Source organism: Polyangiaceae bacterium (assembly GCA_016715885.1).
Taxonomy (GTDB): Bacteria; Myxococcota_A; Polyangia; order Polyangiales; family Polyangiaceae; genus Polyangium.
Genome location: JADJXL010000015.1, coordinates 235,593 through 257,396, shown reverse-complemented (window position 1 = coordinate 257,396; position 21,804 = coordinate 235,593). Strand labels below are relative to the sequence as shown.

The following is a 21,804-nucleotide window of genomic DNA, read 5'->3' as shown; positions in this document are numbered from 1 at the left end:
CGCTCCTAATCAACCTCGATCGTTTCGATGCGCAATCCCGTTTCGCCCAAGAGCTCGGCCTCCGTCGATCCACAATGCGGGCAGAGCATCACGTGGTGGTCGGGCTTGTAGCGTTTGCCGCAATTCTGGCAATCGGCTTCGACCCACTTCGTCGTCAATTCCAGGCGCGCGCCTTCGGCAGCCGTCCCTCGCGCAAAAGCGGCGAAATGAAATGCGATCGCCTCGGGGTCCAGCCATTCTGTTTCCGACACGTGACCGCGTACGACACGCACGCGCGTGGCCCCTGCTTCAGCAGCTCGTTCGAGCACCGCTCGCAAAACATCTCGACCCAGCGATGATTCGTGCATGAAACCTCGTCAAGCCTCCGCAGTGTGACGCGCAAGCGCGCGAGCCGTTCGTGCGGCTTCGTTGATGGAAGCCGATACTGCCGAGGACAAACCAAAGACCACTCCGGCGGGTTTTTCGGCAGCAATGGCAACCAGGTAAATATGTGGACAAACCTTTTCGGACGAAACGGCTCGGGCAAGCGCTATTGCTTGCCCGACGCTCATGCCGTGCGTCGAAACGGAAGAAATCGGAGCAGTTTCCACGTCTTCCGGACGAACGACGAGCACCGTACCAGGGGCGCCTGCACCGAGCGCAGCATCCACCACGATAACTCGGTCGGCGCCTTCGAGCAGCGGGATCAACGCCGAGGGCTCGCCGATTTCGTGCAATTCGAATCCATTCGTTTCGCCTTCCGTGCGCAATCGTTCGATGACCGCCGGACCAGCTCCGTCGTCCCCGCCGGCTTTTCTGCCAATTCCGACGATGCGCACGACCACGTCATTCCCTTTCGATCGTGAGCTTCAAAAAGTGGGTCGAACACGAAATGCACGGATCGTAATTGCGCACCGTCTGCTCGGCTCGATGCGTTGCGGCCTTGTGATCCATCTGCGCCAACCCCGGAGCGACTTGCCACAAGTCCTGTTCGATGCATTTTTGATTTTGCGACGTCGGTGGCACGATGCGCGCGTCCGTGATCAATCCTTCGTCGTCAATCGTGTAACGGTGCCACAGAATGCCGCGCGGCGCTTCCGTGCAACCATAACCCGTACCCGCTTTTGGCGTGACGTCGACGACTGGTTTGTCCGGACGCTCGTAGGCACGAATGATTCGAATGGCTTCGTCGAGCACCTGCACGAGCTCGATCCCCCGAGCAATCAAACTCTTGTAGGGGTTTTTCACCGGCGCGGAAAAACGTATCTTGCGCGCCAATTCCCGCGCGCGGTCGTAAAGTTTGTCCTCGTTCGTGTTGAATCGAGCCAGCGGCCCGCAGAAGTAATCCGCGCGATCCCGCACTTTTGCCTGAAGCGCCGTCGTATGCGCGACGTGCTCTTCCACGAACACCGATTCATAATCGCGCACATCGATGTCGATGCCCTTCGTCGATATGATTCGTCCTTCGCAGAAAGGATATTCGTCCGGATGCCGCAACGCAACGAATTCGTAATCCCGCTCGAAGTCCGGATAATCGAACGTGGCAAACCATTCCACTGCCAATTCGGTATCCTTGAGCGCCGTTTCAAGCATGGGAAGCAGCGTTTCGAGCTCACCACGCGTCGGTACGCGGTAAAACCCACCGATTCGCACGTTGATCGGATGGATTTCACGCCCGCCGAGCGCCGAAACGATGGCATTGCCCGCCTTTTTGATGCCCAGCCCCCGCACGACCCAATCGCGATGATCCTTCGCCATCGTAATGGCATCCGGATATCCCAAAAAGTCCGGCACATGCAGCATGAATGCGTGCAGGCCGTGACTTTCGATCCATTCGCCACAATACAATAGGCGCCGCAGCGCGCGAAGAGATCCATCGATTTGGACGCCGAGCGCATCTTCGATCGCATGACAAGCGCTCATTTGGTACGCCACGGGGCATATTCCGCAAATTCGCGCCACGATGTCGGGCACTTCGAAAAGCGACCGCGTGCGCAGAAATGCTTCGAAAAACCGAGGCGGCTCGAATATGCGCAGCTCCACGGCCGACGGTTTGTCGCCCCGGTACCGAATCGTGAGCGCCCCCTCGCCCTCGACACGCGTCAAATAGTCGACCTTGATCGTTTTAGCCACGTCCGCTCTCCCTCGGCCGAATTTGCACGAGCTGCTCGCGCCGCGCCTTGTCGAATTCCGGCGCCCCGACGTTGAACGTCGAATAAAGCCGCATGATTTCCTCGTGCGTTTTGCCCGTTGCGAGCAGCGCTTTCTCGAGGCTCGCCGTATTCGTCGTTTCTGCCGGGCCGAAACAACCATAACATCCGCGGTGATACGTCGGACACAGCGCTCCACACCCCGCGTGCGTCACGGGACCGAGGCACGCCGTCCCATGCGCCACCATTACGCACGTATTGCCTCGCTTTTTGCACTCTTCGCATACCGAGCTCGTCGCAATCGACGGTTTGCGACCCGCAAGGAGCGCCGAGAGCACTTCGAGAAGTTGCTTTTTATCGATTGGACAGCCTCGCAATTCATAATCGACTTTTACGTGCGCAGCAATCGCCGTCGACGTCGCCAGTGTATCGATGTATTCGGGCCTTGCGTATACGATGCTGGCGAATTCTTTCACATCGCGCAAATTCCGGAGCGCTTGTACGCCGCCCGCGGTCGCACACGCGCCGATCGTCACGAGCACGCGCGATTCCTTCCGAATCTTTTGAATCCGCTCGGCATCGTGCGCCGTCGTGATCGACCCCTCGACAAGCGACACGTCGTACGGCCCTCGAAGCACGGCGCTCGAGGCTTCCGCAAAATTCGCTATGCGCACGGCGCTGGCCACGAGCAATAGCTCGTCTTCACAATCGAGCAAACTGAGCTGGCAGCCGTCACACGAGGCGAACTTGAATACCGCGAGCTTGGGGCGCTTTTCTTTTGCCACCTCATACCTCCCGCACCGACAATAGATGCGCCACCTCGTCGTACCGATACACCGGTCCGTCTCGACAAATGAGCGACGAACCGAATTGACAATGCCCGCAAAGCGCCGCACCACAACGCATGTTGCGCTCCATGGTGATCCAAATGTTTTCCACGGGCATTCCGAGTCTTTCGAGCTCCCTTGCGGTAAAACGCATCATGATTTCGGGCCCGCACATCATCGCCATCGTATTGCCCGGATCGAACACCGTGCGCCCGATGTGTTTCGTCACGACACCGGTATGCCCCTTCCACGTGCGATCGGCCGCGTCCACCGTCACTTCGACTTGAAAATCGAGCCGCCCGCGCCATTCTTCGAGCTCTTTCGTGAAAAGCAGATCGGCCGGATTCCTCGAGCCGTAAATGATGACCACTTTTCCGAATGCGTCTCGATTGCGCAAGGCATGGTAAATGACGGGCCTGAGCGGCGCCAAACCAATCCCTCCAGCCACGATCACCAAGTCTTTACCCTGTGCGTCGGCAACGGGCCAAGGACGGCCAAAAGGTCCCCTTACGCCGATGATATCGCCTTTGCGTAGACCTTGCAGCGCTCGCGTCACCGTTCCCACGGCTCGTATCGTGTGCACGAGATTGTCTGGACGAGCGGGATCGCCGCTGATCGAAATGGCGCTTTCACCCATGCCAAATGGATAAAGCATGTTGAATTGACCGGGCGCGAATGAAAACCCCCCACGCGCCGTCACATCGAATTCGATCGTGAACACGTCCCGCGTTTCGCGACGCATGCGCGTAATCGGCAAAAACTCGGGGACCATCACATCCCGGCGCGGCATCGAAAGCGCTTCTACCGGCAAGTTTTTCATGATCAAACCCGGTACACGTCGAGCGCTTGCAAGCGAGCGCGCTCGAGCCGTTCGTGAATTTCGTTCATCAATCGCCGCGTGAAAGCGTAACCAAAGGTATGATCCGCATCGAGCTTCTGACGCAAACACGTGCCATTGATTGCGAATAACAGCGTCGGCTCGATGGCCCGCGCGTCGATACTCCAGCGATAAGGCGGATTGATGGCCGCCCAGCCGAGCGCGTCGTCGCCGCCAATGGTTTCCAAGATGACCGCGCCTCGCGCCCCGTCGTGCACTTCGAGTGCGATTTTGCCCGACCGCACGAGGTACAATTCATCCGCGGCAGCCCCTTCGCGAAATACGAATCGACCCGCCGGAATTCGTATGTTCTTCGTACAGCCGCTCAAAAAGTCGACATGCCCGTCCGATAGCCCCTTGACGAGGGAATGCTCTCTCAGCGATCGCGCCAGTGATTCCGTTTCCATGATGGCTTCAATCATGCTCCTTGGGCGATGTTCCCATGGGGTTTGTCTTGATGGCAGATGCTTCTTCCGTGATGTCGATCCCCACCGGGCACCATGAAATGCACCGGCCACACCCGACGCACCCGGACGAACCGAATTGATCGTGCCAGGTCGATAGTTTGTGTGTCAACCATTGTCGATAGCGAGATTTAATGGTCGAACGCACGGGTCCGCCATGGACGTGCGTGAACGACAAATTGAAACACGAATCCCAATGTTTCGTACGCTCGGCAGTGCTGCCGTCGAGGCTCGTCGTGTCGACGACGTCGGTGCAGAAGCACGTTGGACACACGCTCGTACAATTGGCGCACGCCAAACAGCGCGAAGCAACGTCGTCCCAGCGCGGATGTTCGAGGTTTTCCTTCAACCGTTCGGGCAAACCGTGCGTGTCCAAACGGCGCCCCATCGACGCTTCGGTCTTGGCAGAAATGGCCGCCGCAAGCTCGACGTCTTCCGCGCTTGCAGGCCCGTTTTCGATGGAGTCGAGAAGGGTTTGTCCTCGAGGCGATCCGATTTCCACAAAAAACCGATGCTCGCCATCGTCGATGAATTCCGTGAGCGCCAGGTCGTATCCGCTGCTGGCACGAGGTCCTGTTTTCATCGATGCACAAAAACAAGTCCCGCCAGCTCGGATGCAGTTGACGGCAACGACGAAGACGTCCTCGCGCCTTTTCGCATAACGGGGATCCGGATGGTCGCCCCCGGCGAGAACTCGGTCCTGGATGCCGATCGCTGCAAGGTCACACGATCGCGCGCCGAACATGGCGATACGACGCTGCGGAACGTCATCGGCGATCACATCCATGCCTTGTTTGGAACGACGAACCTGAAAAAGGCGTTCGACGGGCACGTGAAACACTTGCTTCCACGACTGAGATCCCACGGAAAAGGCGAAGTAGGCGTCATGATCGCGCCGCTCGAGCCGGTAACGACCGGGCGCTTGCACGTCTTCGAGTCCTCGTGGCAAGTCCGCGGCGTGTCGAATCGAATCGATCACGATATTTCCGTCGCGCGCCACGGGGCCGACAACCTCGTACCCATGCTTCACGAGCGCTTGGACGAGGGCATCGAGCGCATCGGCCGCGATCACGACAGGCGCGGACGAACCCGGCGCATTGGATGCGTGCGTCGGCGCAGGATTTGCGTGTGGATCGATCGGCGGGGCAGACATGGGTCGGAATATTTAGATATCCCGACCCGAAATGCAAGGGGTATGCCTCAGGAAGGGCAACGGAATCGGCAGCTTGGGCGGATGCCGTGCCGACCGATCACGGCACGACGAACACGGCGCCGATCATGCCGCCGAGCGCGTGGGGTACGCAATAATAGGGGAACGTTCCGGTGGAGCTCATCGTGAAGTTCTTCGTGGTGCCCGTGTTGGTGACGGGAATGAACGGGCCGCTCGACGCCTGATCGAGCATTCCACCGCTCACGATGCCGCCTTCCAGCGGATGGTTGCTGTAGCTGCCATTGATCGTGACGACTGCGCCTACCTTGACCTTGGCGCATTTCGGTGTGTAGCTGAAGCTCGTAAACGTAATGGTGAGTGGCATCGCCGTGAAGTCTTGCGCGGTATTGATGTCGCAACCATTCACGGATGCGACGCATGCGCCTTCGTAACACATGCCGCTCGAGCATTCGGAGTTGTTCGTGCATGCATCGCCATTGCACTTGGGGCACGTTCCACCGCAATCGACGCCGGTCTCGGTGCCATTTTGAATGCCGTCGCTGCACGTCGCGACGGCGCACGTCATCAAGGCATTGCAATAGCCGCTCGTGCAATCGCCGTCGACCATGCAGCCTTGGCCGTCCATGCAGTCGTTTGGACACGTTCCGCCGCAATCGACGTCGGTTTCGGTGCCATTTTCGATCATATCGGTGCACGACGGTGCAGCGCACGTAAGCATGGCATCGCAATAGCCGCTCGTGCAGTCGCCATTGACCATGCAACCTTGTCCGTTCATGCAATCGCTCGGGCACGAACCACCGCAGTCGATGTCCGTTTCGGTTCCGTTTTGTACCATATCGGTGCAGGTCGGAGCAGCGCACACCATCATGGCATTGCAATAGCCGCTCGAGCAATCGGCGTCTTTCGTGCAATCTTGTCCATTCATGCACGTGCTCGGGCACGTTCCGCCGCAATCCGTATCGGTCTCGTCGCCGTTTTGGAAGCCGTCATTGCACGCAGGTGTCGCGCACATGTTGGTCATTGGATTGCAGAAGCCGCTCGTGCAATCGTCATGGACCATGCAGCCCTCGCCATCCTTGCAATCGTCTGGACAAGGTCCACCGCAATCGGCGTCCGTTTCGGAACCATTCTTCACCATGTCGTCGCACGTCGGAGCTGCGCACGTCATCGTTCCTGCATCGCAGACCATGCTCGTGCAATCCGTTCCGATCATGCACATTTTGCCGTCGTCGCAGCCTCCGCACATGCCGCCGCAATCGACGTCGGACTCGGTCCCATTTTGAACCATGTCACCGCATTCGGCCGCTTGGCACACATTGGCCTGACAAACCCCCGATGCGCAATCCATTCCGACGTTGCATTCCACGCACGCGCCGGCCGCATCACAAACTTTCCCGCCGTTTTCCATGCACATCGTGCCGCTCGCAACGGGCGGATACGAAAGCATGCCCCCCGAACACGTGTCTTGCGTGCATTCCTTGTTGTCGGTGGCCGTGTCCGTGTCGAGATCTTGCGAAATGATGTTGCCCGTGCCGTCGCATACGGCGACCTTGCAATCACCAGGCGTCTGCGCCGCAATTTCCGTACCTGCAGCCAAGTTTGTCGTGACGCACGTTCCATCCGTGCACGCCACGGTCGAGCATTCGTTGGCAGGCGACGTGCAATCGGTGTCCATGACGCATTCCGGAGCACCTCCTTGCCCGCCCATACCCCCGCCGCCGGCGCCACCCATACCACCGCCGCCCATTCCGGCATGACCCGCATGGCCGGCCATGCCGCCTTCGCCGCTGCTGGAAGAGGACGATACACTGGCGCCTGCGTCACCACCACCGCCAATTTGCCCGCGATCGATCCCCGCGATGAGCTCGCAGCCCGCCGTCACTGAAACGAGCCCGGCCACGCTCACCAGAGCACCGGTCAAAAGTGAAGAGTGAATTGTCTTCATGTCTCCCTCGATCCGTTAAGAATGTGCCTCGTGGGCAACGCTTGGATGTCCTGAAGATGCCTATCCGACGCGCATCGCAGTCGTGCTCCAGGACTTCCGACGAAGGGTAAACCCTAAGGGAAATTTGGTCTCTGTCAACAAAGTTACTTTGGCTACGAACGAATGCTCGACAGAGGCGCGGCGTTCTTTGCACACAGAACAATTCGCACGCGAGCGAGCAGTGCGCTGCTCCGTCTCGCACGGGCCCCTTGTCGCGCGCGAGTCAATCCGATACATCGATCATCGTGGCCTCGAGTCGCTTCTCCTTTCTCATCGCAATCGGCGTGCTCGCCGGCCCCCCTCGCGTGTACTTCGCCAAAAGACGCGCCTCCAGATGCCGCTGCTCCCGCTGCGTCCGCTTCTGTGACCGCAGCCCAGCAAAGCGCGACGAGTGCCACTCCATCGCCACCGACACGGCTCGGTCCGAGCTTCCGGCAAGGCGCCGCAATCGCTCGCAGCCTCGCCAACGACGCCTTGCTCGTCGCCGACGAAGACCACAAATCGCTGCGCCGGATCCCTTTGCCGCTCGCTCCGGATGCGGCCATTGCGACAACCGAAATGCCTGGCGCGCCAGCCGCCGTGCTTCCTTTGTCCTCAAAAGTTCTCGTTACGATTCGCGATCCCGGCCTGCTCCTCGTTCTCCAACCCGACGCATCGGGAAAGTTTGTCGAGACAAATCGTATCGCGCTCCCGCCCGATGCCTGGGGCGTTGCCGTAAATCCCGACGCGACCGCGGCGTTCGTCACGAGCGCCTGGTCACACAAAGCCTCGAAGGTGGATCTTTCGGCGAACAAGGTTGCCTGGTCCGTCGACGTGCCGCGTGAGCCTCGAGGCATTGCCGTGCGTGAAAACGGCGAAGTGCTCGTGAGTCATCTGGTTGGTCCGGATGTAACCATCGTGCGTGACGACGCGAGTGGTCCCGTCGTGCAAGCGATGAATGTCATGCCTTCGCCGGTGCGAGCTCCATCGGGGAAAAAATTGCACGCGTCGCTGGGGTATTCGCTCGTCTTGTCACCCGACGAAGAGCGTCTATTTCTTGCTCGTCACGCGGTGGGCGCGCTTGCCAGACGTTCCTGGTTCGGGCAACCCACGGTCGATGTGGTGCTGCTTCCGGGCAAATCGGGAAAAGCCGCACCGGAACAACTTTCCGCAATTCACCTTGGAGGCTTACCGGCGTCGAAAAGCGCCGTCGCCGATTTGACCATGACCGCGGATACGCCCGTATCCATTCCGGGTCGTGATCGAGGCCCATTTACGCAACCGCGCGCAATGGTATATCGCGCCAAGACGAATACGCTGCTCGTTGCAGGCGAAGGCGACGATATCGTCGCCGAGCTCGATGCCATGGCCCTCGATCCGACGCTGGCCATCGTGCGTATGTTTCAGGTCGGCCAAAAATACGACCCCGGATATGGCGCGGCCACGGAATGCGGTGCTCCATCGGGCATCACGCTATCTGCAGATGAAAACACCGCATACGTGGTTTGTCGATCGACGAACGATGTCGTGGCAATCGATTTGTCACCGCCGCCCAAGACCGCCATCGTCGTGCGAGATCGTTTGTCGCTCGTGCATTTTGCAGAAGATACGTTGTCCGTCGAGGCGCAAAAAGGAAAGCGACTTTTTTACAATGCGACCGATCCCATCGTGAGCGGCGGGCTCGGATGTGCCGGTTGTCATCCGGACGGCCGAGACGACGGGCACGTATGGCACGAAGCGACATTCGATACCGTCGATGGAATGCACACGAATTTCGTCGGTACCTACGAAAACATCCCCGATTTGGCGAAAAAGAAAGGTGTACCTCGACGAACGCCCATGCTTGCTGGAATGGTGGGCGCTCGGGGCCCGTATGGTTGGCATGGCGAAAGCCCGGATCTCGCAGCGCGCGTCAGCGCGGGCATGGGACTGCATCGCTGGGGCGGAATGCCGCAAAACATTGGAGGTGCGGGGCTTGGTCGCGCGACGCTCATTGCCATTTTCGCCCGCGAAGGACTCGTGCCGCCGCCGCGTGAAAATCGCGATTTGACGCAGCAAGAGCTCCGAGGTCGAGAGATTTTCAACAAGCGCGACGTGCAATGCGCCAAATGTCACGTGCCCGAATCGAATTACACCGATCGTGAATCGTACCCATTCAAGAAATTGCCCGTCGTCGCCGGATTCGATGACGAATCGAATCAGGAATTCAAAACGCCGTCGCTGCGTTATGTGGGCGGGAGACCGCCATACTTTCACGACGGTCGCGCGAGCAGCCTGGAAAAACTCATTGAAATGAATGGGGATCGTATGGGAAATACCAGCCTTCTATCGGCCGAAGACCGCGAGGCTCTCGTGGCCTATCTGAAAACATTATGAAACTGCGCCAAGCCCTTTTTGCAAGTCTCATCGTGGGAGGAATCTCCGCGTTGGCGGCATTTTCGATTGCGCGCGCCGATGCTGGTGCGAACCCGGCCGACCCTGGTCCGACGGACGAAGAAAAACCCATTGATTTCGAAAAGATCGTCATCGACGACAAAGATACCAAAACTCCAAAATTATCCGATTGGCAAACGGCAACGCGCGTGCGTATGACGCGCCGAGGTCCCAGGGCCGAAGGTTGTCGCGCATGGCGTGTGCGGGCCTGGATCAAAGTTCATTGTTCCACGCGCACGACCGCCATTTCATTGCTTGGCGGTTCGTTCAAGGGCGTGTCGATGTGGTTACGCGAGCCGCCCGCCGGCGCACCCGCTCCCGAAGCGGCTGAAGTCGTTTTCCCCATTCGTCCTGGCGATCGTCGGGTATTCGAATTTTTTTCATTTGGTGAAACCTACGGCGGATCCATGGTTTCACCGGGCCTTTTGCTTCAAGAATATTGGATCGAAGGTGCGGCAGCGCCGACGATCGTCATGTACTGATGACTGACTCGATTGGGGTTGGAGGATCGATCATGGACGTTTTTGGAAAGACGACGGTCATCACGGCAGGTTCGGCCGTACTTTTGGCATTTTTTGCGGCATGCGGAGGCTCGACGCAGGACACGGGGACGATTGCAAAAACATCGACACCCACGCCCGCACCTACGCCTGCGCAGCCTGCACCTCCGACCTGCGCCGCGGGAACGCATGCCGAAAACGGCGCTTGCGTCGCCGATGCTCCGGCTGCGCCGCCACCGGCGACCGATCCCGGAGAAACCGCCGTCGCAAAACCCGAAACACCAGCCGCACCTGCAAGCCCCTGCCCGCCGGAAATGGTATTCGTCCCCGGCGGTAACTTCAAAATGGGATTATTGAAAATCGACGCCAATGTGCCCGACCTGTGCATGGACAAGGTCGAAACCACTGCAAAAGAATTCGAAACGTGCGTCAACGACAAGAAATGCACCGATAGTTTTGCTACCTGCGCTCCCGAAGCGACCTACAAGAAGGCCGGCAAAGAAGACCACCCCATGGTGTGCGTGGATTTCAAACAAGCCGTCGATTATTGCACGTACCGGGGCAAACGCCTCCCTTCGGATGAAGAATGGGAATGGGCTGCTCGAGGTGGTGCCGAAGGGCGCATGTATCCGTGGGGCAACGAGCCTCCGAAAGATCACGTTTGCTGGTCGGGCGCGGGCGCTCGGACGAGCACGTGTTCCGTGAACGAACATCCCAAAGGCGCAAGCAAAGACGGCCTTTTGGGAATGGCAGGCAACGTCTTCGAATGGACGACGAACAGGCAAGATTCGCGAACGAAAGATCGCGTGGGTCGCGGCGGTAGTTGGCGTGATGGTTTGCCCAATTTGATGCGTACCGACAGACCGGGAAAGTTCGAAGTCACCTATCGTTGCGGGTTTTTGGGCATTCGTTGCGTAACCCCGCCGCAGCCGCGGAAATAGGCCTATTGTGGCGCTCATCTTCGTTCTGCCCCCATCGCTCGGATCGGCCAAAGCAGAGGCTCGCGCGGAGCTCATTCGTACCGCGCTCGAACCAAAGCTCGGCGAAATGGTGACGACACATGTTGCGACGAGTTATGCGGACATCGAAGAACGTATGGAGAGCGGCCTTGCGCATATCGTTTGGGCTCCGGCCGCAGTGACGGCCAAATTGCCTGCCGCGAAAGCCGTATTCACGATTGCGCGGGAAGGGCGCACGAGATACCATTCGGCCATCGTCGCGAAAAAAAACGCTCGATTGAACCTTACGATGCTTCAAGGCAAAAAGGCCGCGTGGGTGGATCCTTTGTCCGCCGGAGGTTATTTGCTCGCAGCGGCGAGATTACGCGCCGAAGGCATTGACTTGTCGCGTACGTTCGCTTCGCAAATCTTCGTGGGTTCACATCGCGCCGCCGTCGAAGCCGTGCTCCTCGATACAGCCGATATTACGGCGGTTTCGTCATACGAAACGGATTCCGGGGCCATGGTCGAAAGAATGCGTTGGTACGCGGGCCCCGCCGGCGACAAACTCACGCCCATTGCATTCACCGAGAGCTGCCTCAATGATGCGATCGTGTTGCCCGCGACGCTCGAGGACTCGCGAGCCAATCGCATCATTCAAAACCTCGTGCCCAAAACGCAAAGCGGAATGGTGCGCTCGAGGTTTCTCGGAGCGCTCGAAGCCGACAACCTCGTGCAAACACCGCTCGCCGATTACCACCGGCTCGCGCCCTTGCTCACGCCCCACACCCCGGACGAGCGCAATTCGTCGAATCCTAGCGATCGCCCTTCGCGTCCCTCGCGCCCGCCACGCACGTCGTGGTATTGATCGGCGCGTTCATGTTGACATGCGGGTGCGCATTCATGATATGACGTCGAGATGCGGTCGCATCCTGTTCTCCTGACCATGCGCATCATCTGGTTTGCGCTGCTCGCTGCATGCTTTCTCTATGTGGTCATCGCGTACGTCTTCCTGAAGACGCCTCCTGCCTTGCAACCGAATCCAATGATGCCGCCCGTGTTCGGGTTCGTCTCCTTGACCATTGCCGTTACCAGCTTTTTGCTGCCACGGTGGCTCTATCAGCAGGCTGCCCGCGCGGCAGACGTCAAGACGGAGGAGGAAGCTGCTCCGAGCGCTTTCCCCGGGCGTTATCGTGATGCAATGCCCAAACGTGTCGTGTTTTCGGACCCGAAAGCTGCGATGGGCAAAGCATTTGCCTGCTTCATGACGCCCCTCATTCTGTCGCTCGCTCTGTCCGAAGCCGTCGCTCTCTTCGGGTTCGTCTTGGCACAACTCGGAAATCCCCGGCCATTCACCGCCCCGTTTTTCCTCGCGGGAGCCATTTTGATCGCCATTCGATTTCCCACACAGTCCACGGTGCTCGGCATGTTCGAACGAGCACGCGGCGCGTCGTTTCCCTCGCAGCAAAGCTGATCCGTCGCTCTACGTCCGCCCATCGAGCTCGGTCACGAGGGCTTTTGCCAAATGTCGATAGTCGTCGGGATCGTTGTAGATTTGCGCAGAAATGCGGACCAATCTTCGAGGCCAGCGCGGGAACGGAACGATCGGCACTTCGATTCGATGGCGCTGAAATAGGCCTTCTTGCAGCGCATCGAATTCCAATAGGCCCAAAGGTGCCCTTTCATTCGCGTCCGGCACGCTGATCGCCGCCATCGAGCCAATCATCGAATCAGGTGCGGGCAGGGCGCATGCAAGCGTTTCCGCCAAGAGCTTTCGCGCCGCCAGTGCCGTTTGGCGATTATGATGAGCAATGGCAGCCATGCCTCCCGGGAGCAGCGACGACATGAACCGAAGCGCTGCCGGAATCGCGAGCCATGGAGTCGGATCCATGGTGCCCGTCCAATCGAATTCCAAGCGAAATCGTGATAAAGTTGTTTGTTGGCTGTTCGCCCCATGGCTTATGGAGAGCGGCCTGATGCGACCCTGTTTGTCACGGCGAACATGCAAAAATGCCGCGCCCTTGGGCGCACACATCCACTTATGACAGTTGCCCGTATAATATGCAGCGCCAAGCGCATCGAGATTGAGCGGAATCATTCCTGGAGCATGCGCACCGTCGACCAGGGTGTCGATTCCACGGCTCTCTAGCTCCGGGACAATCGTTTCAACAGGAAAAACGATTCCGGTGGGACTCGTAATGTGATCGATGAGCACGAGGCGCGTACGCGACGTGACGCGCTCCATGAGCGCGGCGATGACCTGATCGGGTGATTCGATGGGAAATGGGATCGCTGCAACGACGACGCGCGCCCTGGCATTTTCTGCAATGAAATCGAGCGCATTGCGACAAGCATTGTAGGCGTGATCCGTCGTCAAAAGCTCGTCACCAGGCTCGAACGACAGCGATCGCAAAACGGTGTTGACCCCCGTCGTCGCATTGCTGACGAACGCGAGATCGTCGACATTGGCCCCGACGAACCCAGCCAGTGCCTCCAACGCTTCATGGAAAAGAGTCTCCAGGGCGCGAGCGAAAAAACGCACCGGTTCGCGCTCGATTTCCACGCGCAATGCGGTTTGCACGTCGAGTACGGGCTTTGGGCAAGCGCCGAACGACCCGTGATTCAGAAATGTAATGGCTGGATCAAGCTCCCAGTACGGACGTACGCGGGCGGCATGAGATTCAGGAAAGGAAATGGTCACTTGGCAAGCAGCTCCTCGACTTCACGTTGCCACTTTTCGCCGAGCTTCGGGTGAACCATTCGCGCATATGCGGCATACCCTCGGAGCCACGCAGCAAAGTCTGGCTTTCCGCGTGCTTGCGATTCGACGCCGTGATGGCGGCAATTGTTGAGAATGGCTTTGAACCTGCGGCGATCCTCGCGCGGAATTCCGACTTTGTCGTTGACGACGAGGCCCGTGACGGCCATTCGATTGCCTTTGCGCATGATACGGCGTTTTTTGACGTTCTCGGTAAAACCCTCCTGCTGCAGAATGGCATTGACCCACCACAGAAATCGCCCCAATCGGTCGGGTGGATCGCGGAACGAAAAGGTCAAATCGTCCGCATAACGCGTGTAATTCGCGGACGCTTTCTTGGCGAGCGCCGCGAGGCGCGCATCGAGCCTTCGGCACACCAAATTCGCAATGGCAGGCGAAGTCGGTGCGCCTTGTGGCAATGCGCCCGGCCAAACCACGGTTCCATCGGGCAATTTGGGCCTATGGGTCGTGAGCTGCGACAGAGCTTTGGCCACTTCTTCGCCGTAATGCTGAAAGAAAAAGCCGAAGACCCGGCGATAATGCACGGTCGGGAAGAAGTTTTCGATGTCGACACGAACGACGATCGCCGCCCCCACGTGCGGTGAAGCATTGCTCACCGTCGATCGTTCTTCGACAAACCCATGCGCAGCCGGATGCGCGGGCAATTTGGCGAGGATTTGGTCCAAAATGGTGCGCTGAACACGCTTTAGCGGCATGCGCGGAGCCGAAATGCGCCGTACGCCTCCCGTGCGCTTGGGAATCTCAAATTCGACGTAACCCGATCCTGGACCCGTGCCTGGACGCGATAACGAACGAAGCGCCGTGACTTTGACGCCCAAAAGCGCAGCGAGGTCTTTCGGCGTCTTGAGCGGGGGAACGTCGGCCTTCGGAGGCGTCTTTGCCTTGGCCCTGTTCGCTCGAAATGCCCAATGATCCCGGTGCAGCCCAAATGTCCAACCGCTTGGATTCCAACCTCCGAGCGCCGAAGGGCCCGGATACCGCGGAGGTGGCGCACGCCGATCGGGCGGCGCAACGTCGGCAATACCAAGCGAGTGAACGGCTGCTCGCGCTGCGCTTGCAACGGCCATGTCCGCATCTTTGACCATGCGACGCAAGTGTTGAGCTGCCGTTGCTCGCGCAAACAATAGTGGGATCAACCGAACGCCCCGCAATCGTTCACGTGGATCGATGCTCGCGAGCCGTTTGGAGATGGGGTCGAGCCAATTGCGGCTGACGTAAAACCGCGCCACCTCGTACTCGGCAAGGTTGCGGTGTTTTTCAAGCAGCTCGACGATACGATCGAAGTTGCGCTCGCGGTCTTCGAGCAACGGTTTCAGCTCGAATAACAGGCCGACCAGGCTCATGCAGCGAGGTTAGCAAAGGTCGAGCGGCGGCGTTAAGCAGAAACGCCAACCATTACGTCGAAAAAGCTGCGCTCCTGGAGGAATCGCCACCTGCACGGCAGAGGCGAACTAGGACGAAAAGCCCCGCAGGGCGGTCCTCGTGCGCTTCGTTCTCCAATGGTCGTCGGGGTCAGCCGCGACGTGACATCGCGGACAGATAGCTGGCTGCAGCGCCTCCAGGAGCGCAAAACCAGTCAATCACGCCTTCATGCAAAATGGAAGCAAATTCTGTCAGCCCTCGTCGAGCAGCTCGCGAAGGCGATCGTGAGGACCACCAGGCGCTCGGCGCACGAGCGCATCGAATCGTCGATTTTCCGCACGCACCGCAGCCCCGTGCGATCGAAGAAATTCCGCGGCGTCGCCGTCGAGCTCCGGAGAATCGAGCACTTCGAGGTTCTCGAATAGCTCCTGCCGATCGCGCGGCGCCGTCAGACATGCGGATACGCCAGGTTGTGACAAAGAATATCGATAACAATCGGGCGCTGTGGGGAGCTTGTTCATGGCTACGTCGCTCGGCGCAGCCGTGGGGCGCAGCAATCGCCCATAACATGTCGCCGTAAACGTGAGCACGCCGGTGCCTCGTTCGAGTGCCTTTGGAAAAACCCGCTCCTCTGCACCCGGATGCGCGGCGCTATGCCGCGTCATCACGACGGGCCATGGAGCGCGCATCATTGCATCGACGCAGATCGTGCGATCGTGCGAGGAAAACCCGAACGTGCGCAGTTTGCCTTCGGTTCGAAGCCGATCGAGCGCTGCATAATCTTCTTCGGACAAACGTTCGGAAGAACGAACCCAAAAGAGCAAGAACACGTCGAAATAATCGAATCGAAGCCGCTTCAGCATTCGTTCGACGTCCAATCGAATGGCGTCCGGGCCTGCGAAATACGTGCCGGCAGTGACCACGAGCGCGTCACGCGCCACGCGCCGCGAGCGTAAAAATCGCGTCAATTCCTGATATCGCGGCTCCCAAAAAAACGCCCGCACGCCGGCATCGAACGCTTCTGCGCACGCGGACGCCGGAAGGCCATGCGCCCCGGAGAGCACGAGCGGCGATACATGAAGGCCGGTTTTACCGAGCGGCCGCAACGAGCGCGCCGAACGACTTTCGTGTTGCCGCCGAATGGGCGCGTCGCCAGTGATTGCTGCAATTGGCCGCCGGTCTTGCAAATGCGGCGCTCGTTCGAATGACCGTTCCGGAAAAACCAACGACAATGCCTCGAGATGCTGCGTCACCACTTGCTCTTCGGAGTCACGTTCGAGCGCTTCGATCAAGTGCTGAAACGCCGCGTCGTCTCCGCGACGCACGAGCCACGTGAACGCCGATTTGCGCACCGTTTTATCCGCTTCGCCAGCATCGAGCAGCGCCGAGACATGCTCTTCGAGCGATGGCATCGCTTCGAGCACCGACGCGGCGGCTGCACGCACCATCGGTGCGGTATCTCCGGACAAACGCAGCAGCGCACGAAGCTCCTCCCGATGCCGTGGATCGAGCAGTTCCGCCACGCGCGCGCGCACCCACGCATCTGCATGAAGCGCTCCCGCGAGCGCGAACGCGCGAAGTTCATTTGGTGAAACCTTCGTACGATCACGGACGACCAAGTCCGTTGCAGCACGACAAACCCAGGGATCCGGATCTCTCATCGCCGTGCGTAGAGCAGCATGCAAGTCGAGCGCTGCTCCACGAATCCATGGATCTTCGCTCGACAAAGCGCGGGTTCGCTCGGACGAACCAAGTGCGCCCATCGCTGCGAGCGCCGAGATGGCCGTCGCGACGACGGAAGCATCTGCATCGTCCAGTGCACGCTGCAAGAGCGCTTCGTCACCGCTGATCGCAGCCGCTTCCGCGACGGCGCGACGCTCACGAAGGGTCGACGCTCGAGGCGCAAACGCGAGCAGCGCTTCGATCCACGCATCGATCACACGACCTGAACGGGGACGATTCTCCCATGCCGTGAGAGCGGCCGATCGAACGAGCGGATCCTCGTCGTTCAACGCCGCGAGCACGATCTCCAGCGATCGTTCATCGCGAACGAGCCCTCGAATGGCTGCTCGTCGGATCTCGGCTGAGCCTTCACGCGCGAGCGTACGCACGCGGTCGATCGATTCGGTGCATCCGCGAAGCGAGGCGACTTCCGCTGCCCACGCAACGGCGCCCGGCGAAACGCGCTGCATGAGCACGCGTCGAGCAAGCGTGATGTCGTCCGCACCGAGGCGATCGCAGATCGCTCGAACTTCCGCGGCAGCATGCGGCACACGAGGTTCGTCGAACCAGCGAAGAGCATCGAGCAGCGCATCGAAATCGTTACGGTCTCGAAGTTTTCGTCGCGCCAGTGTTCGCAGCGCTGCGTGAGGATTGCCGAGCCAAGCCACGAGCGCTCGCGATGGAACATCGGCATCGTTCGCTTTTTCGAGACGCGCTGTGACGACGGCAGGATCTTCATCGGCAAACGCTTGCGGGACGAACGGGACCGGCGACGAAGAAGCACCGACAATCGCGGCATCGTCCGTGGGTTTGCCATTCCAGACCGCATCGAGATACCTCGCCGCAAACGCGAGGGGGCTTGCGGAGGGCGCATCGTCCACAATTCGTTGGCGTTCCAAATGTTCGGCATGACGAACCTGTTCGCGCACATCGAGATCATCTTCGCCGAGTGTTGCGAGCGCTTGCACGGCCGCATGACGCACGCGCCAAAACGGGTCCGACAGCGCATCGATGAGCACCGCGAGGGCGTCCTTTCGGCTTGCCGCGGCCGCTGCCCGGATCGCTGCGCGACGCACCCACCAAACAGGTTCGTACCGCACGGCTTCCTTCGCGATCGTCAAGACTTCGGGAGCACCGAGTCTTCCGAGTGCTCGCAGCGCATGATCACGCACCGACGGCATCGGGTCGCTTGCTGCTTCGACGAGCGCCGGGATAGCGCGGCGTATGCGCGCTTCGCCGAGCTTGTGAGCTGCTTTCGCTCGCACTTCGGCATCGTCATCGGTGACGAGCACGTGCCGGAGTGCAAAACGATGCGGCACGGGACCAAGATCGAGCTCGTCGACGGCAGCTCGACGCACGGCGACGTTTTCGTCGCACAGGCGCGTGATGGCGGGCGTGATGCCATTCATGGTGGTCACTTTATCGTTCTGATACAGTCGTGGACATGGCGGACATCCTGGCCATCGTGAGCAAAGCGGTATTCGAAAAAGAAGCGGGCGGGCGCAAGCCGGGGAAGATCTGGCCGATCGATACCTATGCCAGCTCGAACAAGGCGCTCGATTCGTTATCTGCTGGTGGGCGTTTGTTTCTGGTGACGGTGAGGCCGCCGGCGGACAGTTTGTGGCTCGTTGCGGTGTTGGAGAGTCCGCAGCGAAGCGGTAAAGGTTGGAAGTCTGGGCGCAATCGTGTGCCGATTACGGACATCACGTCGCACGTGCCGCGGATTCGGTTTGCCAATGGCAAAGGCATCAATGCGGCGCCGGGGACGCTGGGTATGTCTCTCCAAACTCCGCGGGCGCTCGATGTGGCTTCTGCGGCATTGCTCGATGGAGCCGCATGGAGCTCGGGCATTGCGCCGCCGGTGAACGTGACGAAACACGAGGACAAGGCGCTGCTTCCGTGTTTGTGCAAAGAGTGTTACCCGCAAAGCACGGAGCGCGTGGATGCGAATGGGATGTCGTTCGTGCGTTCGAGTGCCGAAGCATCCGGGCGCGTGCTTTATTTTTGGATGCCGGCGGAGATTGAAAAGAATTCGGGCATCGTGAAGAAATCGGTGCAATCGGTGCTGCTTTCGCGATTGGGTGGGGCGAGGTGAGGGCGTCATTTGTCATGAACAAGATTCCCCACACTCTCCCCATCCTTTTCGCCCTCGGCCTTTCCGCCTGCGCTTCGCCGCGTCCCGCGGTGCCTCCCATGCCCGTCGAAGTGGCGCCCTCGCGTTTGGAAGTCGCCGCTACGCCGCCGGTCGTCTCGCTCAATGGCGAGGCGCCCACGGACATGATCGCGCGGCTTCACGCGGAAAACCTCGAGATGTCGTGGAAGAATGCCGAGCGACTCCTGCGCGTGATTGGCGTCGGTTCTCCCGGCCTTTCGCCGGACATTCTCGCAATGGGCATGCTCGGCCCGTCGGTCGCTTCGGTCGTCGACCTTACCGGACAAGTCGATCTAGCGTTTTTCGGGACAGACTTCGAGCGATTGGCCGTATCGATTCCCGTGGCCCCCGAAATGGTGCCGCGGCTCGGCCAAATGTTCACATTGCACCCCCAGCGCGGCCTCTTGCGTATCACCGGCACGCCAGGCGATGAAGATTCGGATTCCACTTCGCTCGGCGCATGCGCTTTCGTCGGTATCGAAGACGACGCTCGGGCGCGCGTGGTGTGCGCAAGCGACGACGAATTGCTCGAAGCGGCGGGCCTATACCTCGGACGCACGGTCACGCGTGAAGCGCTCGACGGCGACGTGCGCCTCGAATTGCAGAGCGGGCAGCTTTTTGCACAAATTGCCGACGAAGCGTCGGACGGCAATACGAATGACTGGGCCGAAGCGGCGGGCGAACAGTGGGCGATGTCGTTTTTCCGGGACATCGAGCGTTTGTCGCTCGTGGGTTCGTGGGGAAAAACGGACATCGAAGCCGAAGCGGTGCTCGGTTTTCGGCAAGACCCGTCCGTTCTCTCTCGGGCGATATCCGCGCGCGTTCCGCTTCAATCGGAATCGGTCGCTTCATTTGCGCGTTTGCCCAAGGATTCGGCCGTGGCGATGCATGGGCATGCCGCCAATGCGCAGGCGCTCGCCCCGCTGCGTGACGAATTTTTGAAAACATTCCGTGGGGAAATGGTCGAAGACGGGTACGATTCCGCGCTTCTCGACACATTCAATGCGAATGTGTCGTCGCTCTTTTTCACGGGTGGTTCGTACGCATTTGCGTATGGCATCGATCGCGCGGCGGCCGAAAAGGCGCTCGCTGCGTACAAGAAAGACAACAAGAAACCGGCCAATCGAGCAGCCGCATTTCGGGCGCTTCGAGGGTGGGCCATGTTTGCCATCGAAGAGCCGACGGAGCGGTGGACGCGGGGCATTGAGGAAATCGTACGCGTTGGTAACGAGCTCGATCGCAAGCGGCTTGGCGGAGCGGCTTCTGTCACGACCGCCGATCGCTGGTCGACGACGATGAACGTGGCTGCTCTCCCGGCCGCATTGCCGAAGGGGAGTTTGCATATCGAGATCAAATCGCGTCCATTGACAAAGGATGCTGCACCTGCGCACACGACGCATCTTTATGTCGTGCCCGATGGGAGTCGCACGTGGATTGGATTGGGCGAGGACGAAGCGCCGATGCTCGTGCGGCTCCGTGCTGCGCGTGAAGGCATTACCGAGCAGACGATTGCAGGCGTTCCCGATTTGGTAAATGCGGCGTCACAAGGATCGGTAGCGGCGGGATTTGCATCCATTGCGGGCGTGACGTTATGGTTTTTGGACGACGATCACGACGCGGCGCTCGAAAAGGCTGCCCAGGAAATCGAGTCATTGGCCACGTTGCCTGCGCGCGGCGAAGGAATCATTCCGTGGCAAATCGTGTCGGAGGTAGCGCAACATGGCGGAAGCCAGGTGCGCATGAAAGCGAAGTTGTCTCTGCCGGTATTGGGGGATATCGCGGAGATGGCGAGGAGGTGACGGTGTGTCAGCGATCCCTACAAAGGATAAAATAATGGTCCAGCGCCTTTTCGCCCTTGTATGCCGCGCCAATGGATACGTGCTTCGACACGAGACGCATGAAGTCGCGCGTCCCGTTGTAAACGAAATACTGTAATCCCTTCGAATTCGGAATCACCTTCGGCCAACCATCGGCGACCGGACCATCCGGTACCTGGAAGTAATCGATCACCACGGCTCCGCGTTTTTCCCAATCGGCATTGCCCTTCGTGTAAATCGCGACGAAGCAGCCTGGCCCAACCGTGGACAAGAACGGCGACTGGTTGTACCCGAACAGCCGCGACGAACCATCCTCGGGACGGCAAAAACGCTTCTGAAATAGCTTCATGCTCGCCGGTAGCGGGAGCGTGTTGCGCCCGTCGTGATGCACCGCGATGCGAGGCGCAATTCCTTCGGGCACAAAGTGTTCGAGCGTGATCGACTCGGCGCTCGAAGCCTTTTCGTACAGCGTGCGCTGATCGTTGCGCGACAACGTGCGCGTCTCGGCGAGTCGCTCGTCCGCTCCAAGGCCGTCGAGGTAGCGGCCGATCGCATCGATGGTGGTGCTCGGATCGTTGATCAAATCTCGAAGGCGCACGTGCTCTCCTCGGGGCGCGAAAGCAGGTTACACAAGCGTCCCCAAATCTTCGACCTTCGGCTATACCACACC

19 protein-coding genes are annotated in these 21,804 nt (G+C 59.6%); 7 read left to right on the top strand and 12 right to left on the bottom strand.

All coding sequences use genetic code 11. The features are described 5' to 3' along the window. Positions 1-5: 5 nt before the first annotated feature. The 8 genes from IPM54_14645 to IPM54_14610 form a co-directional block, all read right to left on the bottom strand. The gene (locus IPM54_14645) at positions 6-347 is read right to left on the bottom strand and encodes a hydrogenase maturation nickel metallochaperone HypA (protein MBK9261032.1); all 342 of its coding nucleotides are present in this window, start codon (positions 345-347) and stop codon (positions 6-8) included. Positions 348-356: 9 nt separating this feature from the next. After that, positions 357-824 carry a hydrogenase maturation protease gene (locus IPM54_14640; GenBank protein MBK9261031.1) on the bottom strand — a complete coding sequence of 156 codons (468 nt, stop codon included), beginning with the start codon at positions 822-824 and terminating at the stop codon, positions 357-359. 1 nt (position 825) lies between these two features. Then, positions 826-2,112, bottom strand: coding sequence for a Ni/Fe hydrogenase subunit alpha (locus tag IPM54_14635; protein ID MBK9261030.1), 1,287 nt, complete (start codon positions 2,110-2,112; stop codon positions 826-828). Further along, positions 2,105-2,914, bottom strand: coding sequence for an oxidoreductase (locus IPM54_14630; GenBank protein MBK9261029.1), 810 nt, complete (start codon positions 2,912-2,914; stop codon positions 2,105-2,107). Before IPM54_14630 ends, IPM54_14635 begins: the two co-directional genes overlap by 8 nt. Position 2,915: 1 nt before the next feature. Beyond that, positions 2,916-3,746 carry an FAD/NAD(P)-binding protein gene (locus IPM54_14625; GenBank protein MBK9261028.1) on the bottom strand — a complete coding sequence of 277 codons (831 nt, stop codon included), beginning with the start codon at positions 3,744-3,746 and terminating at the stop codon, positions 2,916-2,918. A 32-nt stretch (positions 3,747-3,778) separates the two neighbouring features. Further along, the gene (locus IPM54_14620) at positions 3,779-4,255 is read right to left on the bottom strand and encodes a cyclic nucleotide-binding domain-containing protein (protein MBK9261027.1); all 477 of its coding nucleotides are present in this window, start codon (positions 4,253-4,255) and stop codon (positions 3,779-3,781) included. Further along, entirely contained in the window at positions 4,248-5,450 is a 1,203-nt protein-coding gene (locus IPM54_14615; GenBank protein ID MBK9261026.1) for a 4Fe-4S dicluster domain-containing protein, read from the bottom strand. The genes IPM54_14620 and IPM54_14615 overlap by 8 nt, the downstream gene beginning before the upstream one ends. 97 nt (positions 5,451-5,547) lie before the next feature. After that, complete coding sequence (locus IPM54_14610; protein MBK9261025.1) at positions 5,548-7,413, bottom strand: hypothetical protein; 1,866 nt, start codon at positions 7,411-7,413, stop codon at positions 5,548-5,550. A 402-nt stretch (positions 7,414-7,815) separates the two neighbouring features. On the opposite strand from IPM54_14610, the gene IPM54_14605 reads away from it, so the two are divergent. The 5 genes from IPM54_14605 to IPM54_14585 all read left to right on the top strand — a co-directional run bounded on the left by IPM54_14605 (position 7,816) and on the right by IPM54_14585 (position 12,776). Then, positions 7,816-9,807: a hypothetical protein gene (locus tag IPM54_14605; protein MBK9261024.1), complete on the top strand. Its 1,992-nt coding sequence runs from the start codon at positions 7,816-7,818 to the stop codon at positions 9,805-9,807. Beyond that, entirely contained in the window at positions 9,804-10,346 is a 543-nt protein-coding gene (locus IPM54_14600; protein MBK9261023.1) for a hypothetical protein, read from the top strand. The genes IPM54_14605 and IPM54_14600 overlap by 4 nt, the downstream gene beginning before the upstream one ends. Positions 10,347-10,378: 32 nt before the next feature. Then, positions 10,379-11,305, top strand: a complete 927-nt coding sequence (locus tag IPM54_14595; GenBank protein ID MBK9261022.1) for an SUMF1/EgtB/PvdO family nonheme iron enzyme — start codon at positions 10,379-10,381, stop codon at positions 11,303-11,305. A 7-nt stretch (positions 11,306-11,312) separates the two neighbouring features. Then, positions 11,313-12,170, top strand: a complete 858-nt coding sequence (locus IPM54_14590) for a PhnD/SsuA/transferrin family substrate-binding protein (protein MBK9261021.1) — start codon at positions 11,313-11,315, stop codon at positions 12,168-12,170. Between the two features lie 78 nt (positions 12,171-12,248). Continuing rightward, the gene (locus tag IPM54_14585) at positions 12,249-12,776 is read left to right on the top strand and encodes a hypothetical protein (protein ID MBK9261020.1); all 528 of its coding nucleotides are present in this window, start codon (positions 12,249-12,251) and stop codon (positions 12,774-12,776) included. 9 nt (positions 12,777-12,785) lie between these two features. Here IPM54_14585 and IPM54_14580 read toward each other — a convergent pair whose 3' ends face one another. From IPM54_14580 to IPM54_14570, 3 genes are all read right to left on the bottom strand, one after another. After that, positions 12,786-14,003 carry an aminotransferase class V-fold PLP-dependent enzyme gene (locus IPM54_14580; protein ID MBK9261019.1) on the bottom strand — a complete coding sequence of 406 codons (1,218 nt, stop codon included), beginning with the start codon at positions 14,001-14,003 and terminating at the stop codon, positions 12,786-12,788. Beyond that, entirely contained in the window at positions 14,000-15,424 is a 1,425-nt protein-coding gene (locus tag IPM54_14575) for an RNA-directed DNA polymerase (GenBank protein ID MBK9261018.1), read from the bottom strand. Before IPM54_14575 ends, IPM54_14580 begins: the two co-directional genes overlap by 4 nt. A 270-nt stretch (positions 15,425-15,694) precedes the next feature. Continuing rightward, positions 15,695-18,574, bottom strand: coding sequence for a HEAT repeat domain-containing protein (locus IPM54_14570; protein MBK9261017.1), 2,880 nt, complete (start codon positions 18,572-18,574; stop codon positions 15,695-15,697). A gap of 35 nt (positions 18,575-18,609) precedes the next feature. Here IPM54_14570 and IPM54_14565 point away from each other — a divergent pair, with 35 nt between their 5' ends. Further along, a complete protein-coding gene (locus IPM54_14565; GenBank protein MBK9261016.1) occupies positions 18,610-19,260 on the top strand; it encodes a hypothetical protein in 651 nt (216 codons plus the stop codon). A 14-nt stretch (positions 19,261-19,274) separates the two neighbouring features. Continuing rightward, positions 19,275-21,116 carry a hypothetical protein gene (locus tag IPM54_14560; protein MBK9261015.1) on the top strand — a complete coding sequence of 614 codons (1,842 nt, stop codon included), beginning with the start codon at positions 19,275-19,277 and terminating at the stop codon, positions 21,114-21,116. Positions 21,117-21,123: 7 nt separating this feature from the next. Here the strand turns inward: IPM54_14560 and IPM54_14555 are convergent, their stop codons facing one another. Beyond that, positions 21,124-21,732 (bottom strand): hypothetical protein, encoded by a 609-nt coding sequence (locus tag IPM54_14555; protein ID MBK9261014.1) that lies wholly within the window; start codon positions 21,730-21,732, stop codon positions 21,124-21,126. Positions 21,733-21,804: the final 72 nt, after the last annotated feature.